The organism is Kitasatospora sp. CB02891 (assembly GCF_002803145.1).
In the GTDB taxonomy this organism is placed as follows: domain Bacteria; phylum Actinomycetota; class Actinomycetes; order Streptomycetales; family Streptomycetaceae; genus Kitasatospora; species Kitasatospora griseola.
The window spans coordinates 57,357-71,501 of the sequence record NZ_NNBO01000026.1 but is presented as its reverse complement, the minus strand read 5'-3'; the positions used below and the strand labels follow the sequence as shown (position 1 = coordinate 71,501).

Genomic DNA, 14,145 nt, shown 5'->3' with positions numbered 1-14,145 from the left:
CTCGTCGATCATCGAGACCTTGTCGGGGAGCTCCAGGTCCTTCCAGTCCTGCACCTGCCGCTTCACCAGGGCGACGTCGCCCATCAAGTTGGCCAGCACCCGCTCGGGGTCGAGCGCACCCATCAGATTGCCTCCTCGTCGTCCCACGGGTCTTCGACCTGGGGCTTCTCGGCCGCCAGCGAGGCCTTCGCGGCGGGGGGAACAGGGCCCACCGGCGGCTGCAGGTGGATGGTCGGCGGGTCGACCGGCACCGGGGGCGGGACGGCGTCCGGCCGCCGCGACAGCACCACGGAGGCCTTCTGGAGGGGCATAGAGGCCCATACGGCGTCCGGATGGGCCGGTGGGGCCTGCGGCGCTTCCACGAGCGCCACAGGGCCGTTCGCGGGCTCGTAGACGGACTCCTCCATCCACCACCGCCTGGATGACCCCTCTGCGGCCGGCTCGCTCCACCCCGGCCCCCAGGAACCGGCCACCTCCGTGGCTTCCGGGGGGCCGTAGACCGTGGTGACCAGGTTCCCCCGGCCCGGGGCCAGCCTCTGCCGGAGCTGACGAAGCCGCTCGCGGCGGGCCTTCCACCGAGCCTTGGCCTTGGCCTTCGCCCGGGCCTCGTATAGCTCCACGAGCGCCGGGAGCTCCCACACCGGACGGTAGGTGACCAGCACCGGCTTCTGCTGCCGCCGGAGCATCAGCATCGTGCCAGGCTCCAGGCCGGTGATGTCGGCCGACGACATCACCGGGACGCGGCGCGTGCCGGTCGAGACGCTGACCGTTTCCCCCGAACTGGTGGAGGTGGTGAACGTCTCCGTGCGTTCGCCGCACATCTGCGAGATCGCCTGCAGCTGCTCGGGCACGGCCAGGCCGCCGAGCACCAGTCGGGTGCAGTTCGTCCAGATGGTCTCTGCGGGGTGCCTTCCCCAACGGGCGATGGCCTGGCTCATCGTCTGCATGGCGAGGTGGATCGAGATGCCCTTGCCCCGGGCGTCCGACGTCCAGCGCTCCAGCGGCACGCTGCAGATCAGCGCCGCCTCGTCCAGCACCATCGTCAGCGGCGGGTCCAGCCGCCGGTTGACCTCGTTCGCCGCCGCGAGCTGCCCTCCTACGTGGTACAGCTCGCCGGTCAGCGCGGTGAACAGCGGCCCGACACCTGCGAACTCGCGGTCCTCCCCCAGCATGAACAGCGTGCCGCTGCTGGCGATGAACAGGTCGGCGTCGAATCCCACCGCCGTCCGGGCGCCGGTGACGGTCGCCGCGATCGAGGGGTCCGCCAGGAACGAGAAGGTCAGCGCCAGCGTCTTGTAGACCGAGACGGTGGTCTTGTCCTTGGGGTTCTCCTGGGCTTGCACTAGGTCCTCGCGCCAGCCGGGCGGGACGGTGAACCCGAAGCGCTCCATGATCTCGATGGGCTCCCGGTCGGCGGCGTTCTTGCTCCAGCGGGCCACGTCCAGCAGGGACAGGTTTGCCATGTCGGCCGCCCAGAGCAACGACTTGAGGATGTCGAAGTTGCTGCCGCTCCAGAACCCGCGGTGCTCAGTGCCGGCGGTGGCCTGGCTGCCGCTGAGCAGGAACCCGGCGCGCCGGATCGCAGTGCTCGGGTCCGAGCAGCCGATCACCGGGTCCCAGATCAGGGTGCTCTCCCGGCCGCCCAGGCCCTCCGGGTTGAACCACAACACCGGTCCCTTGTCGCGGGCGCGGATCTCGGCGATGTCGTCGAAGACCGGCTCCAGCTTGGTGCTGGTGGCGACCACCGCTCCCTGCGCGGTGAGGATCGACCGCGCGAGGTAGGCGGTCTTGCCGGTGCCGGGCGGGGCCACCACCAGCATCGGGTCTCCGATTTTGATGTAGGTGTCCACCCCGTTGTGGACCGAGGTCCCGGTGTAGAACCCCAGGTCCGTCGGGCTGACCTTCCGGCGCGGGAGGTGTGCCAGCGAGGGCCGCAGCTCCTTCCGGCGCTTGCGCGAGCGCATCTGTCGCGGCCCCATGCTGCGGTCGAGCTGGTGGCGGGGGGCGAAGCCGTTGTCGGACTGGGCCGACCAGCGGGTGCCGGTCCAGTACCGGACGCCCGCCACCACCAGGCCGCCGGCGGCGGCGGTGGTGCCGACGGCCAGCGGGAGCGGCGAGCTGGTCACCGTCTCGACCATGCCCGGGGGCAGGGCCAGGAACACCGTCCCAGCCGCCCCGAGGGCCATGACGGGGTGCTTGGCCGCGGCGGCCCTGGTACGGCGTAGGGCCGCGCGGGTCATACGGTTGGAGCTGGACATGGAGGGCGTCTCCTCTGCGTCTAGTGGCCTCCGACGTAGCAGCCGCCAAGCGTCACGTCGGGGGCCACCCTGCTGTTGTAGAGCGGACCTGTTGTGGCCATCGGTGTTTCCGGGACGCGAGCGCATCGCAGACCACCGGCCGTCTCCATTAAAGTATATGCCTCCATTGCAGTCAATACAGTCAATGCCTCTAATACTTGCGTTGGAGGCGCGCGGCGCAGACCGTGCATGAGAGAGCGACCGCGCGGCGACCGCGCGGCCGGGCGCGTAGTACGCGTGGTGAGGGAGATGGTCGAACACCGGTGCGCGTGGCGCGGTCCGGACATGCCTGCGGGGGCCGATCAAGCGATCGACCCCCGCAGGCATATCAAGCGTCAGACAGACGCCGGCTGCCCGTTGATCTGAGTCGGGAACGAGGTGCCGGCACCGGCCTGCGCGTGGTCCGCGCGCACCTCCCGCTCGGCCCCGTCCGGGCCCTGCGCGGCGGCGCGCTGCGCGTCCACGACCCCCTCGGCGGCGATCAGCCGGGCCCGCCGCTTGCGGAAGTCGAGCAGCCAGTTGCGAGCAGTGCCCGGGTCGACACTGCACAGGGCGGCCAGTTCGGCTCCGGTCGGCTCCGGCTGGTTCTGCCGGACCTCGCCCAGCCAGTAAACCCAGCCCTCGTTCTTCGCCGGCGACTGCCACAACGGGCCGTCACCCAGTGCCGACGGGTCCGGCTCGACCAGCTCGCCGATCTCACCGCGAAGCTGCTGGAGGACGGTCGCCGCCTCGGCCGCCCGGCTCCGCAGTCGCGCCTCCTCCTCCACCAGGGCCCTCATGCGAGCGGTGGCCTTCTCGGCCTCGTCCGACGCGCTGCGGTGCAGGTCGCGGGCGGATTGAGCTTCCTGCTGGGCACTCCTGTGCGCCTGCTCCAGGTCGGAGAGTGCGGAGGCGATCCGGCTCCTCTCCTCCCCAGCGGCCCGGATGCCGGAGCGGATCTCGTCCAGCTCCTTGCGCTCCCCCTCGCTGGCCTCGGCGAGGCGCTCACGCTCCTTGCTCAGCTCCTCCAGCCGGCGCTCCGCGGACTCGCGCTCGCCCCTGAGATCAGCGGTGCGGGCGGCGATTCCCGCCAGCTCCCGCTCCGCCTTCTTGAGGGCGTCCTCGGCCTCGGCGGCCCTGTTCACCAGGTCGGCGACCTTTCGGGCATCTTCGGACAATGCGGACTCCGCGCGCTTCTGCGCGTCCTCCGCGCGCTGCCGCGCAGCCTCCGCCTCCCTCGCCTTATCCCGGGCTGCGGCGCTCTCGGCGACCGCTTCCTCCCGCAACTGGTTCGCCTCCGCCAGCGACTCCTCCGCGTGCTTCGTCTCCTCCTTCGCGGCGGCCTCCTTCTCTTCCGCGCTCTTCCGCGCGGACTCCGCGCGCTTCTGCGCGTCCTCCGCGCGCTGCCGCGCAGCCTCCGCCTCGGCGGCACGCAGTGAGGACTCCGCCGCCTGGGCGGCGGGCACGACCGCGAGCTCCTCCAGCAGCTCGATGATCTCTGGAGACGGCCTGCTGCCGATCAGCGCGACGTCGTCCACGCGCGACAGACCCACCAGGCGGCGCGCCAGGGAGAGGGCCTGCGCGCTGTCCGTGGCGATGTCCGAGCGGTCGATGGCGATCTGCGCGCGCCGGCGCAGATCGGCCAGCCCCTTGTCAATCTTCCGGAGCTGCTTCTCCTCCGCCCTGGTGAGCGCACGGACGGCCTGCTGCTCCACCAAGTGCTCGCGCAGTTCCAGGGCCTGGCCCAGCTTGAAGGCGCGCTGGGCGGCGCGTTGGGCGAGCGCGGCCCGGGCGAGCCGACCTCGCGTAGCCCGCGGGTCCAACCCCAGCCTGGCGAACAGGTCCGCCCAGATCCGCTGCCACAGCAAGAGCACCAGCCGCACCGGGCCGGCCGAGCCGTGGTCGTCCTCCGCGTTCGGGTCGAACAGCTTGGCCCGCAGCTGCAGCTCGATCAGCCAGGCGGCGACCGCAGGGATCGCTGCCAGCACCGGGCGGGCCCACCAGTTGGGAGCGTGAACGGCATTCATCGCGGACGAGAAGGCCACCAGCGTCCAGGCCGTTTTGTGCATGAGCCGCAGCTCCGGTGTCCAGCCGGCCTCCCGGTCGGCCGTCCGGTAGAGCATTCCGAAGAGAACGAGCTCGGCGGCGTCGAAGACACCGATGAAGCCGACTGCCAGCGGGTGCGTCAACTTGGCGTACTCGATGGCGAAGCCCCACAGGCCGCTGACGCTGACCGCGATGCCACCCACCGCGACTACGGCCTGCGGCCCGATGCCCGCGAACAACCGCGCCCTGGTCTTGCCCGTCTCGGCGGCGACCGCAGCCCGGTTCCGGTGCCGGGCCCGGGCCGCGGCGCGCCACAGCGCCCGGGCCGGCAGGTACAGCACTGCCAGCCCCACGGCCACCCCGACCGCGATGGCGATGAGGTTGGTGCCCGAGACGTCCGAAAGGCCCGGCAGCGAGTGGACGTCGATTCCCGCCGCCTGGCTGGATTGCGTTGCTGACCAGGCGTCTTGAACGCCCGTACCCTGGTTGAGGAACATGCAGGTTCTCCGATTTCGGTGTGCCGCCTCGGCGGCGCTGGGGAACGTCGTGTGTTGCCTCGGCGGCGGGCCTAAGCGCCGCCGAGGCCCAATCTCGTTGGGCTGGTATTGCCTCTCGCGCCTCCAGTGGAGGCATTGACTACGCGGGTCAGGTGCCCAGTCGGCGCCCGCCAGCCAGCTTGTCCCCTTCGCTGCCGGGGATCTCCTCGAACGGCTGGCCGTTGTTGTACTTCTCCTCCAGCTCCTTGGTGACCCGCTTGAGCGCTTCCTCCACCAAGTCCGAGAACGTGCGGTAGCCCTCGGGCTGCAGTTGGGTCCAGTGCTGTGCACGCTTGGCCGCAGCCTGGACCTCGGGGTCCACGTAGGCGTTCATCTTCCGTTCGGCCGCGGTGGACTTCTTGGCCCGTCCTCCTCCGAGCAACTGGTCGAGGTCGCCCTTCGCGCCGCGAGTGGACCCGATCTCGAACTCCGGCCTGCGATTGCTAGCCACGGCCTCGCACCTTCTTCCGGGCCGGTCGCGCCGTCGGGATCGGAACGGACCCCGGCAGAATCCGGTTCGCCAGCCGGCGGTACGCCTTGACCGGCGAGCTGTTCGGCGCGTGCGCCACCAGCGTCCGCCCCATCGTCGGGGCCTCACCCACACGCACGCTGTGGGGGATTTTCAGCACTTCCGCCTCCTTGTACTCCCTCAGCAGACTGAGGAAGACGCCTTCCGTCAGGTTGTCTTCATGGGCATCGGTGACCAGCACTGCAGTGGTCCTCAGCCCGGGATTCAGCCGCTTGCGGACGATCCGCAAGGTGTTGTCCAGCTCCGTCAGGGCGGGCAGGTCGTAGCCACTCGCCTTCAGCGGCACCACCAGCTCCTGGCCTGCCACCAGCGCGCCGACCGTCAGCAGCTTGAGGGACGGCGGACAGTCCAGGATCACCACGGCGTCCTCGGGCAGGGTGTCGATCTGCTCGCGCAGCAGGTACTCGTCGCCCGTCCGCTGCCGGTTCTCGACGTCCTTGAGCGTCTGGTCCGAGGGGACCAGAAAGAGATTCGGCGACACCTCGACCGCAGCCTCCGCCAGGGTGTACTCGCCGTAGTAGACGCCACGCAGGTTGGGCGTCCCCTTTGGCAGCTCGATGAGCCGCGTGCCGTCGGCGGCCACCAGCAGGTGCCGCAGTAGGACGCCGGTGCAGCCGCCCAACTGCGGGTCGTTGTCGACGAGGAACACAGGAAGGCCGGCGGCCGCCCACAGGGCCGCCAGGGTCATCGCGGTGGTCGTCTTCCCCGCGCCGCCCTTCTGGTTCAGGACGACGATCACGATGCGGCCGCGCAGGCGGAAGACCGCCGCCACCGGTTGCCGGTGGCGGCGAGGCTGAGGCAATGCCTCTGTTGCAGGCGTTGCAGGCTTTGCGCGCACTGCTTCTACTCCCTCCATTGGAGTTGTTGCGGGCACCACCGTCTCACCTCCTCCGATCCCGGCCGTCCGACACCCACCAAGATATCTAATGGAGGCATTGACGTCAATGGAGGCATTCGCTACCTTGGAAGGGCAAGCGAGAGGGCCGGGCACCCCGGGGTGCCAGCCCCGGACCCGACCCTCTCAGCCCGAGGCAGCGAAAGCCCTCGCTCCCGGGCGCGGACTGCTATCCCCCTTGGAGGGACAACACAGCCATGGCACAGTTTTCCACCCTGAGCACCGGCACCACCACCGGCCCCCGCGTGGTCTGCGTGGGCAAGAAGGGGCCCGCCTTCAACCGCGCCGTCACCGTCCTCGCGCCGTTCGGCAGCGAGTCACGCCAGGTCGGCACGCGGCGCCTGCTCTGCGCGGGCAAGAGCGGTCCGGCCTTCGACGGCCGCGCGGCGAGCACCCGATGACCGCCGTCCCCTCGGCTGCCGCCCAGGTGGCCGAGGTGGGCGGGCGAGGCCCGGCAGCCCACGATGGCACCGTCGACCGGGCGGAGCGTGCCCTGCTCGGTGCGGGCCTGCTGCACCCGCAGCAGCTGCGGAACCTTCGCTGGATCACCCCCGGCGACTTCGGCCACCCGGCCCGTGCCTGGCTGTGGCGCACGCTGCACCAGATCCCGGCCAAGGACGTCCGGCCGATGGCCATCACCGAGGCGCTCGCCGCCGCCGACCCCGGCACACGGCGCATCCTCTCGCCCGACCAGCTCGCCCTGATGGTCGCCGAATGCCCGTCGCCCGGCAGGGCCGCGCTGTACGGCGGGATGGTGCTGGAGGCCTCGCTGCACCGCGCCGTGGACCGCACGGGTTCGGACTTGCGTACCCGAGCCGCCCACGCCGGAGCCGATGAAGCGCCGCAGATGGTCGCCGACGCGCTCGCCGCCGGCCGCCAGCTGACTGGGATGGGCGTGCGCTGGGCTACAGTCCCCGACCCGGTCCGGGTCCTGCTCGAAACCCCCGGCGACCGTCCTTCGGCACCCGCTCCCCCGCTCCCCCGCTCCAGGGCGGACCGCCTCGCCGAGGAGGCCACCGTGGCCAGCCTCCTGGCCTATCCCCACCAGATTCGGGAACTCGGCTGGCTCGCCAGCGCCGACTTCACCGACCCCGGACACGCCGCGGCCTTCCGCGCGGTCGAGCGGCTGGCCCAGTGCGGTGCCCCCGTCGATCCGCTCACCGTCGCTTGGGAGAGCCGCCGGATTGGAGCGCCCCTCGATGTCGAGGACCTGGACCGCCTGCACCAGGCCGCCCTACCCGGCCAGGCCGAGTACGCCGGCCGGACCGTCCTGGCGAACGCGGCGTTGAACCGGCTCGATCACGCCGGAGTGCACGTCCAGCAGCTCGCCGCCGACAGCTCCCTATCGGCACCCGCCCTGCTCACCACCTCCAGCGGCGCGATCGCGCCGCTGGAGACCACCCACCAGCGGCTGCTGGAGATGGACACCCCCGCCCGCGCCCACGGTGCCGCGGACATCTCCGCCCGAACCCGCACCGAGACGGAGATCGACCTATGAGGCACTACCCGCACCCCGACCCGGCCGTGCTCCTCGCCGAGCGTGGCTATGGGCTGATGACCCAGCAGTTGCCCGTCTCCCCCGGGGCCCTCACCCGGCTCGTGACGTGGGCCGCCGCGAACCCCAGCCGGATCTGGCCCGGCGTCACTGGCACGGTCGGCTTCGGCCTCGCCCGCTGGCTGCACGCTGACGGCGGCACCGACGTCACCAACATCGTCACCCTGGGCCTTCTTGCCGCCGCCACCGCCGCCGCCGGCCTTGTCTCGGCGTCCAAGCAGCACGGAGACAGCATGCTCACCGCCACCGCCTTCGGCGTTTCCGGCGCCCTCGCCGTGTTCACCGTCGCTGGGGCGACATCGTCGGTCCCGCTCGCCCTGGCCATGGTCCTGGCCCCCACCGTCCTGGCCTACGTTCTGGCCGCCCTGGGCTGGCGCAAGGACCGTCGGAGCCGAGAGGAGCACCGGCACCAGATGGACATGGAGAGGCTCCGGACCTACCGGGAGCTGCAGCTCGCCGAACTCGGCAATCAGCAGGTGCGGGACGCCGGCATGTACGCCCTCGCCCTGGCCGAGGCCCTCCGACACCGGACGGGCATGGACGCCACCGACAGCCAGATCACGGTCGGCAACACCGGATCGACCACTCGCTCACTGTCGGCACCCCCGGCACGCGAGCAGTACGCCGAGCTGCTGACCAGTTGCATCCTTCAGCCGACCGCCGACCAGCTCACCGCCTGGACCGCTGCGAAGCACACCCGGTGAGGCTGCCCGTCCCTGTCCAGAATCTCGACCTGGCCGACATCAAGGTCCGCCAACAGGAGCTCATTGTGACTAAATCCCACCCCTGGGTCTATGCCATCCACCCCCAGGACTGGGCCGAGATGGCCCGGATGCACGAAGGTGCTCATGTCGCGGCCAGCGAGGCCCTGGGCATCCCAGTGGTCGACGTGTGGGTCAACCCGAACCAGGCCGTCGCCGAAGGCGGGCAGTACAACAACGGGCCCGGCGACTCCCAGCTGCAGTGCGTCGTCTACGCAATCGGCGCCGAGGGCGGCGCACAGCACCTTCGCGAGGCCGGCTATCCCGAGGACCTGGTGGAGTTCTCCGTCAAGGCCCTCGGTTACAGCGACCGTGTCATCACCGAGAGGGTCGCTGCCGAGGCCGCCGACCAGGGGTTCCAGCTCGACCTCCGCCGTGCCCAGAGCGACGCCCTGTCTGTTCTGTACTCCGACGGATTCCTAGGCGCCGCGCGCTCCGTCGCCCAGGCTCTCGCCGACCAGGGCGACAGGCTCACCGGGGCGGACGTGCGTGCCGCGATGGGCGGCTGGCAGCTCGACCGCAACTTGTGGGTGCCCGCCTCGTACGAGCTTCCCGAACTCATTCTCACCCGTGAGGACCCCGACGAGATGGAGATCGAACTGTGAGCACCACGCCCGAGACCAGCCACCGGACGGCCGCCGAAGCCGCTTTGCACCACCATCAGCAGCTGGAGCAGGACGACATGATTCGCCGTCAGCAGCTGGACGACCAGGCCGCCACCCTCGCGCAGGCCGACGAGCAGCCCGAGACGACCACCCATGAACTTCCGGTGATGCCGTTGCTGGACGACGAGATCGACCTTTAGCCCCCTGATGGTGGCTCGGACAGGACACCATCCCCTCATGAAGGAGACCCAGTTGAGCAGTTACGCCCAGCAGAAGCGCACGTACGAAGAGCAACTCAGCGCTCACGAGCGCAAGCTGGCGGCCAGCAGCTACGGGCCGGACGCCCGTGCCCGCTACATCGCCGAGCACGGCGACCCCGAGATCGCCGAATTGGAGTGGGACGAGCAGATCCTGCCTGCCGCCGAGGCCTCCGGCGAGCTGCCCTACCGCCCCGTCGAGCCGTTGTCGCCCCGCGAGCAGGCCGAGCAGGAGGCGCGGACCCGGACCTACAGGGAGCTCGCCGAAGACCCGTCCTACGACGTGTGGGCCCCCGAGACCTCCGAGACCCGCGAGTACCGCCAGAGCCGGATCGAGGCCCTCACCGAGGAGCTGCTGCCCGAGTTCGAGGCGGCGGAGGCGGCCCTGGTCGAGGCCGAGGCCGTCCAGGCCGGGTTTACCCAGGCCATGGCGGAGCCGGACGGGCTCGCCCTCGACGACGAATGGGAGCTGTGACCAGCATGCTGGAGGAGTACCTCCCGACCCCGCAACAGGCCAAGGACGACCTGCACTACGACGAGAACCGCCTGGCCCAGGTCGAGGCCGATGAGCCCAGCGACCCCCACAGCCGCTTCGGTTGGTTGTCTGTTCGCCGAAACATCTTCGGCGATCTGGCCGATCGCGCCAGTGCGTTGGCCTTGGCCTGGGACCGCGTGGGTGACGAGGCTGCCGCTACCGCCACAGTAGAGGTCGGCGAGCACTACCTGTACCAGTTCAAGCTGGCAGAGGCCGCCCTGGAAGACCACCGGCGGCAGCTGGTCCCCGACACCGATCTCTAACTAGGAACGGCAACACGGGTGCGGGGCGGACACCGATCGGTGTCCGCCCCGCACCCGCATTCCGCTCAAGCCGCTAACCGGATCCGAGCACTGCTCTCGGTCGGCAGCCCCAGATCCTGGAGCAACCACGCCAGATGACCCGGTCCCCGCCCGGCCGCGTCGAGTACCTGCAGTTGTAGCGCACCGTCGACGCTCAACCGCGACCACGCCGGCCCACTCAGCGGAGGAAGCACAGCACGGAGTCGCTCGGTAGCCAGTTCCGCGTCCGAGACCTGAGGGTGCCCCGCCAAGGTCAGGCCTCGTGAGAAACCGACCGGACTGCGGTGGCCCCGGCACGCCGGGGTGGCGGCGTCCACGTACTCCTGCCACAGCCCCCACCAGCGCCGCTCGCCGGATCTCCGGGCCCGAGCCAGGAGATCCGCCGGTCCCAGCACCGTCGCACGCGAACTCCGGCCGGCCGAACCGTCGCACACTCCGACATGCTGCTCGACGTCTCCGCCGAGACTGTGCACCCAGCGGATCTCCGTGCCGATGGCTCCCGCGCCCGCCGCCCATTGGGTGGACCAGCGACGCACGACGTCGTTGTGCAGGTCGCTGTTCGACGCCCAGTCCAGCAACAGCACCTTCAGTGCCAGGTGCCATCCCGACTCCTGCCAGGTGACCACAGGGGTCCAAACCACGCCGACGCGCTGGGTCCTTCGGCCTTCGTTGCCCCAGCCCGAGCCCGATACCACCCGGCGCCAGGAAGTCGACAACGCCTGCCACTGGCCTGCCAGTTCGCCCGCGGCAGCGGGGACGAGAGTGCACTCGGCCAGCCACACTTGCCCGCCAGCCTCTTGGTGAGCGGATGCGAGCAGGGCAGCCTCTCGCCCCCGAGCACGGCGGACCGCCGCAGCACAGACCGGGCACACCCATATCTGGCCACAGACCACGGCTCCCGGCTCGGTTCCCCCCGGTTCACCCAGCAACACGACGCTGCCCCCCCTCTCGCAGTGCAACGCCGTGAACCGTACCGCCCTGCCTGGCTGTCAGTTCACCCAGGTCAGAGCTGTTCTCCAAGGCCGCGGAACCGAAGGACGGGGCTGGCCGCGTTTCGAACTCGGCCCACACCACCTTGCCCAGCTCCAGCAGATCGGCACCCCAGCGGTACGACAGGGCGTCCACCAGGCCCAGCCCGCGGTGCCCTTCGTCGGCATCTCTCGCGATGATCAGTGTGGGCAGCGTCCGGGAGGAGTCCGCCACGCTGATCCTGACCACCCTGCCCGTGCACGTCACCCAGATGCGGACGTACCGGGTGCCGGAGTGTCGCACGCTGTTCCCGACGATCTCGGACACCACCATCACGGCATCGTCGCTCACCTCAGCCAGCCCGGCGTGCGCCAGCCGAGTACGTACCAGTTCGCGTGCGGCCTTCGCGGCTTCGGGGACGCAAGGCAACGTCACCCCGGCAGCAGCGGGCACCTTCTCCATCGTTGTAGTTGTCATGGGCGTGGGGCTCCTGGTACGGGTTCGCGCGGAAGGGGAAACACGCAGCAGGGGTCAGCGGTGCGGCGCGGTCTCGGCCCGCCGGGGAGGGAGAAGCGGCCCTTTGGGGGCCTGAGCACCTGGGCCGCAACCGCCCGGGGGGTAGCGGTTGCGGCCCAGGTGCCGTACCAGGCCGTCGGCCGGCGCTGCCCCGCGCCGAACGGCCATCAATCAGTCAACCCCGTGGCCACAGACTGTGGTAACCCCGTCACAGGGCCCCCACCCTGGGGGTACCGTCGGTTCCGAGGTTTAGCCAGAACTCGCTTGGGACAACATGACTGACTACCCGACACCTGCCGCTCTGCCTTCGCAGTTGTTCACCAACCCCGTGGTCATGGAAGCACTCGACCGCCGTGACCTGGGATCGCTGTTCACTGCCGCTCACCGCGCAGGCATGAGCTTCAACAAGATCGGCGAGGCGTGCGGCATGAAAGCCGAACGGGTATCTCTCGTGGCCCGCGGCCTCGCAACGGTGACGGCGCTGCAGACCATCGAGCGGATTGCGGATGGGCTGCGGATTCCTGGTGCACTCCTCGGCCTTGCTGAGCGACCCTGGGAACATCCCGCCAGAACCACCTCGGAGCACCGAAATGGACCTGACGACCTGGCAGATGACCCCGTGAACCGGCGCCAGCTCCTGCGCGGAGCCCTCGCCGCCGGTCTCACCGGCACCGTTCTGACAGCACTCACCACTACCCGCGAAGGCCTCGACCTCGCCTTGACCGGCACCCCCTCCCCCGCAGCCGACCTCGCGCACTGGTCGGCTGCCGTGGAGCACTACTCGTACGGCTACGGGGGATCCGCCCCAGCTCACCGTCTGGCCCAACTTGCGGCCGACGTCGCGGATCTGAGGACGTTGCTGCAGCGACCTCACCCGGTCGCGGCCCGCACCGAGCTGTGCCGCGCAGCCGGCCAACTCGCGGGGATGGTCGCAGTCTGTCTGCACGATCTGGGCGAGGCCCGGGAAGCGAGGCAGTGGTTCTCCTCTGCCTGCGCGGCCGCCGCCGAGGCCGGCGATCGTGCCCTCCACGCCTGGGTGCTCGCCCGCGAGGCCATGACTCCTCTCACTTACGGTGCCCCGCTCGCGGCCGCCGACCTTGCGGCCTGCGCCAGGCACATCGCTGGCGACCGGCCGTCCGCCTCCGCCGCGTTGGCGGCCGCAGTCGAGGCCCGGGCGAGTGCCATGGTCGGCGATCGGCAACGGGCACTGGCAGCCCTGGCCGACGTCCAGCGTCTGGCCGAGCGACTCGGCCCGGTGGATACCGCCGACACCTGGTTCGGATTGCCCACCCAGAAGAGATTGGTGCACCTCTCTCACGCCTACACGTTGCTGGGCGACGCCACCCGAGCGAGGGAAGTGCAGCGCCAAGCGCTGGCGCTCACCGGGCCGAGCAGCCACCAGACCCAAGCACTGCTGAAGCTCGACGGGGCGATCTGCCTGCAGCACGACGGCGGCACGGTCGAGGCCTGCACGGCCGCCACGGAGGTGCTGGCCGCGCTGCCGGCGGATCAGCGGACAGGACTGACGCGCAGCCGCGCGTTGGAGCTGTACCGAGCGGTGCCTCCGCAGCACCGAGGACTGTCCGTCGTCAGGGACCTTGAGGATCTGACGGCGTAGGGAACAGCTAGCTCCCGTAGACCTCGCGACACAACTGGGCCTGCCTCGACCCGGGGGCCCACTGGCCGAGCCGCTCGGCGGCTTCACACATGTGGAGATCGCTGGTCCCGGGCGGTGGATTCTGCGGGGCTTCGTGCACTGCGGGTGGGCGCGGAGTTGCGGGCCGGGTCGAGTGAGGTTTCGCGCGCGGTGGCGCCGACTCCCGCCGCAGGCCGGTCGATTGTTCGTCGGTCGGCCCGTCCGTGGGATAGGAAGCGGCGGGCGAAGGAGGCAACGCTGGAGCGGCAGTCGTATCGGCGGCCGTTGGGGCGGGCGAAGAAGCCGACGTAGAAGGGACAGCCGGCTGTAGCGAGGGTGCCCGGGCCGGGCCCGCGCAGGTCGAGAGTACGGCCGCAGCCGTCATCGTGCAGAACCCCACCACAGGAATCAGAGTCCTCCACCGCAGACGCTGCTGATCGTCGTCTGCCGTCTCGCCCAGTGCCTCTGCCGGAAGACCCGCCGATGACGGCACAGCCGGATGCTCGCCGACCGTTCCCGGCTCGGTCCGCGCCTTCGCCCCGTCGGTGACCATGGCTCCGGCGAGTACCCAGCCGGACATTCCAGCAGGTGGGGAATCGGCGGCCTGAGGCTCTGCCCTGCCGACTGCGCCCCACGCGCCATGCAGCTGATCATCCACACCTGATCAACGATGGCGGATCGCCCCAGACACGAAGCAGTCGGTGGCATCAAAGGATCTAATGACGTC

14 protein-coding genes are annotated in these 14,145 nt (G+C 70.3%); 8 read left to right on the top strand and 6 right to left on the bottom strand.

Annotated elements, in window-relative coordinates; all coding sequences use genetic code 11:
• Positions 1–122: 122 nt before the first annotated feature.
• The 4 genes from CG736_RS35150 to CG736_RS35135 all read right to left on the bottom strand — a co-directional run bounded on the left by CG736_RS35150 (position 123) and on the right by CG736_RS35135 (position 6,159).
• Positions 123–2,258: a type IV secretory system conjugative DNA transfer family protein gene (locus tag CG736_RS35150; protein ID WP_198520708.1), complete on the bottom strand. Its 2,136-nt coding sequence runs from the start codon at positions 2,256–2,258 to the stop codon at positions 123–125.
• A gap of 374 nt (positions 2,259–2,632) precedes the next feature.
• Positions 2,633–4,819, bottom strand: coding sequence for a hypothetical protein (locus tag CG736_RS35145; RefSeq protein WP_100590159.1), 2,187 nt, complete (start codon positions 4,817–4,819; stop codon positions 2,633–2,635).
• Positions 4,820–4,967: 148 nt separating this feature from the next.
• Entirely contained in the window at positions 4,968–5,309 is a 342-nt protein-coding gene (locus tag CG736_RS35140; protein WP_100590158.1) for a hypothetical protein, read from the bottom strand.
• Positions 5,302–6,159: a ParA family protein gene (locus CG736_RS35135; RefSeq protein WP_157815857.1), complete on the bottom strand. Its 858-nt coding sequence runs from the start codon at positions 6,157–6,159 to the stop codon at positions 5,302–5,304. Before CG736_RS35135 ends, CG736_RS35140 begins: the two co-directional genes overlap by 8 nt.
• Before the next feature lie 320 nt (positions 6,160–6,479).
• Between CG736_RS35135 and CG736_RS36745 the strand changes: the two genes are divergently transcribed.
• From CG736_RS36745 to CG736_RS35105, 7 genes are read left to right on the top strand one after another with little or no spacing between them, the layout of a single operon-like run.
• Positions 6,480–6,683 carry a hypothetical protein gene (locus CG736_RS36745; RefSeq protein WP_157815856.1) on the top strand — a complete coding sequence of 68 codons (204 nt, stop codon included), beginning with the start codon at positions 6,480–6,482 and terminating at the stop codon, positions 6,681–6,683.
• Entirely contained in the window at positions 6,680–7,780 is a 1,101-nt protein-coding gene (locus CG736_RS35130) for a DnaB-like helicase N-terminal domain-containing protein (protein ID WP_157815855.1), read from the top strand. Before CG736_RS36745 ends, CG736_RS35130 begins: the two co-directional genes overlap by 4 nt.
• On the top strand, positions 7,777–8,541 hold the full coding sequence (locus tag CG736_RS35125; protein ID WP_100590155.1) for a hypothetical protein: 765 nt from the start codon (positions 7,777–7,779) through the stop codon (positions 8,539–8,541). Before CG736_RS35130 ends, CG736_RS35125 begins: the two co-directional genes overlap by 4 nt.
• Positions 8,538–9,203, top strand: coding sequence for a hypothetical protein (locus tag CG736_RS35120; protein WP_100590154.1), 666 nt, complete (start codon positions 8,538–8,540; stop codon positions 9,201–9,203). Before CG736_RS35125 ends, CG736_RS35120 begins: the two co-directional genes overlap by 4 nt.
• On the top strand, positions 9,200–9,403 hold the full coding sequence (locus CG736_RS35115) for a hypothetical protein (protein WP_100590153.1): 204 nt from the start codon (positions 9,200–9,202) through the stop codon (positions 9,401–9,403). Before CG736_RS35120 ends, CG736_RS35115 begins: the two co-directional genes overlap by 4 nt.
• 37 nt (positions 9,404–9,440) lie before the next feature.
• A complete protein-coding gene (locus CG736_RS35110; protein WP_100590152.1) occupies positions 9,441–9,935 on the top strand; it encodes a hypothetical protein in 495 nt (164 codons plus the stop codon).
• Positions 9,932–10,258, top strand: coding sequence for a hypothetical protein (locus tag CG736_RS35105; protein WP_100590151.1), 327 nt, complete (start codon positions 9,932–9,934; stop codon positions 10,256–10,258). Before CG736_RS35110 ends, CG736_RS35105 begins: the two co-directional genes overlap by 4 nt.
• 65 nt (positions 10,259–10,323) lie before the next feature.
• On the opposite strand, the gene CG736_RS35100 is transcribed toward CG736_RS35105, so the two are convergent.
• Both CG736_RS35100 and CG736_RS35095 read right to left on the bottom strand, forming a co-directional pair.
• Entirely contained in the window at positions 10,324–11,079 is a 756-nt protein-coding gene (locus CG736_RS35100; RefSeq protein ID WP_157815854.1) for a hypothetical protein, read from the bottom strand.
• Positions 11,080–11,215: 136 nt separating this feature from the next.
• Positions 11,216–11,728, bottom strand: a complete 513-nt coding sequence (locus tag CG736_RS35095; RefSeq protein ID WP_198520707.1) for an ATP-binding protein — start codon at positions 11,726–11,728, stop codon at positions 11,216–11,218.
• Positions 11,729–12,056: 328 nt separating this feature from the next.
• Here CG736_RS35095 and CG736_RS35090 point away from each other — a divergent pair, with 328 nt between their 5' ends.
• Positions 12,057–13,400, top strand: coding sequence for a hypothetical protein (locus CG736_RS35090; RefSeq protein WP_100590149.1), 1,344 nt, complete (start codon positions 12,057–12,059; stop codon positions 13,398–13,400).
• Positions 13,401–14,145 lie beyond the last annotated feature (745 nt).

What these genes read in the sequence shown, in the direction of transcription:
- CG736_RS35150 (WP_198520708.1), bottom strand. Translation starts at nt 2,258, where the DNA reads ATGTCCAGCTCCAACCGTATGACCCGCGCGGCCCTACGCCGTACCAGG.
- CG736_RS35145 (WP_100590159.1), bottom strand. Translation starts at nt 4,819, where the DNA reads ATGTTCCTCAACCAGGGTACGGGCGTTCAAGACGCCTGGTCAGCAACG.
- CG736_RS36745 (WP_157815856.1), top strand. Translation starts at nt 6,480, where the DNA reads ATGGCACAGTTTTCCACCCTGAGCACCGGCACCACCACCGGCCCCCGC.
- CG736_RS35130 (WP_157815855.1), top strand. Translation starts at nt 6,680, where the DNA reads ATGACCGCCGTCCCCTCGGCTGCCGCCCAGGTGGCCGAGGTGGGCGGG.
- CG736_RS35125 (WP_100590155.1), top strand. Translation starts at nt 7,777, where the DNA reads ATGAGGCACTACCCGCACCCCGACCCGGCCGTGCTCCTCGCCGAGCGT.
- CG736_RS35110 (WP_100590152.1), top strand. Translation starts at nt 9,441, where the DNA reads ATGAAGGAGACCCAGTTGAGCAGTTACGCCCAGCAGAAGCGCACGTAC.
- CG736_RS35095 (WP_198520707.1), bottom strand. Translation starts at nt 11,728, where the DNA reads ATGGAGAAGGTGCCCGCTGCTGCCGGGGTGACGTTGCCTTGCGTCCCC.
- CG736_RS35090 (WP_100590149.1), top strand. Translation starts at nt 12,057, where the DNA reads ATGACTGACTACCCGACACCTGCCGCTCTGCCTTCGCAGTTGTTCACC.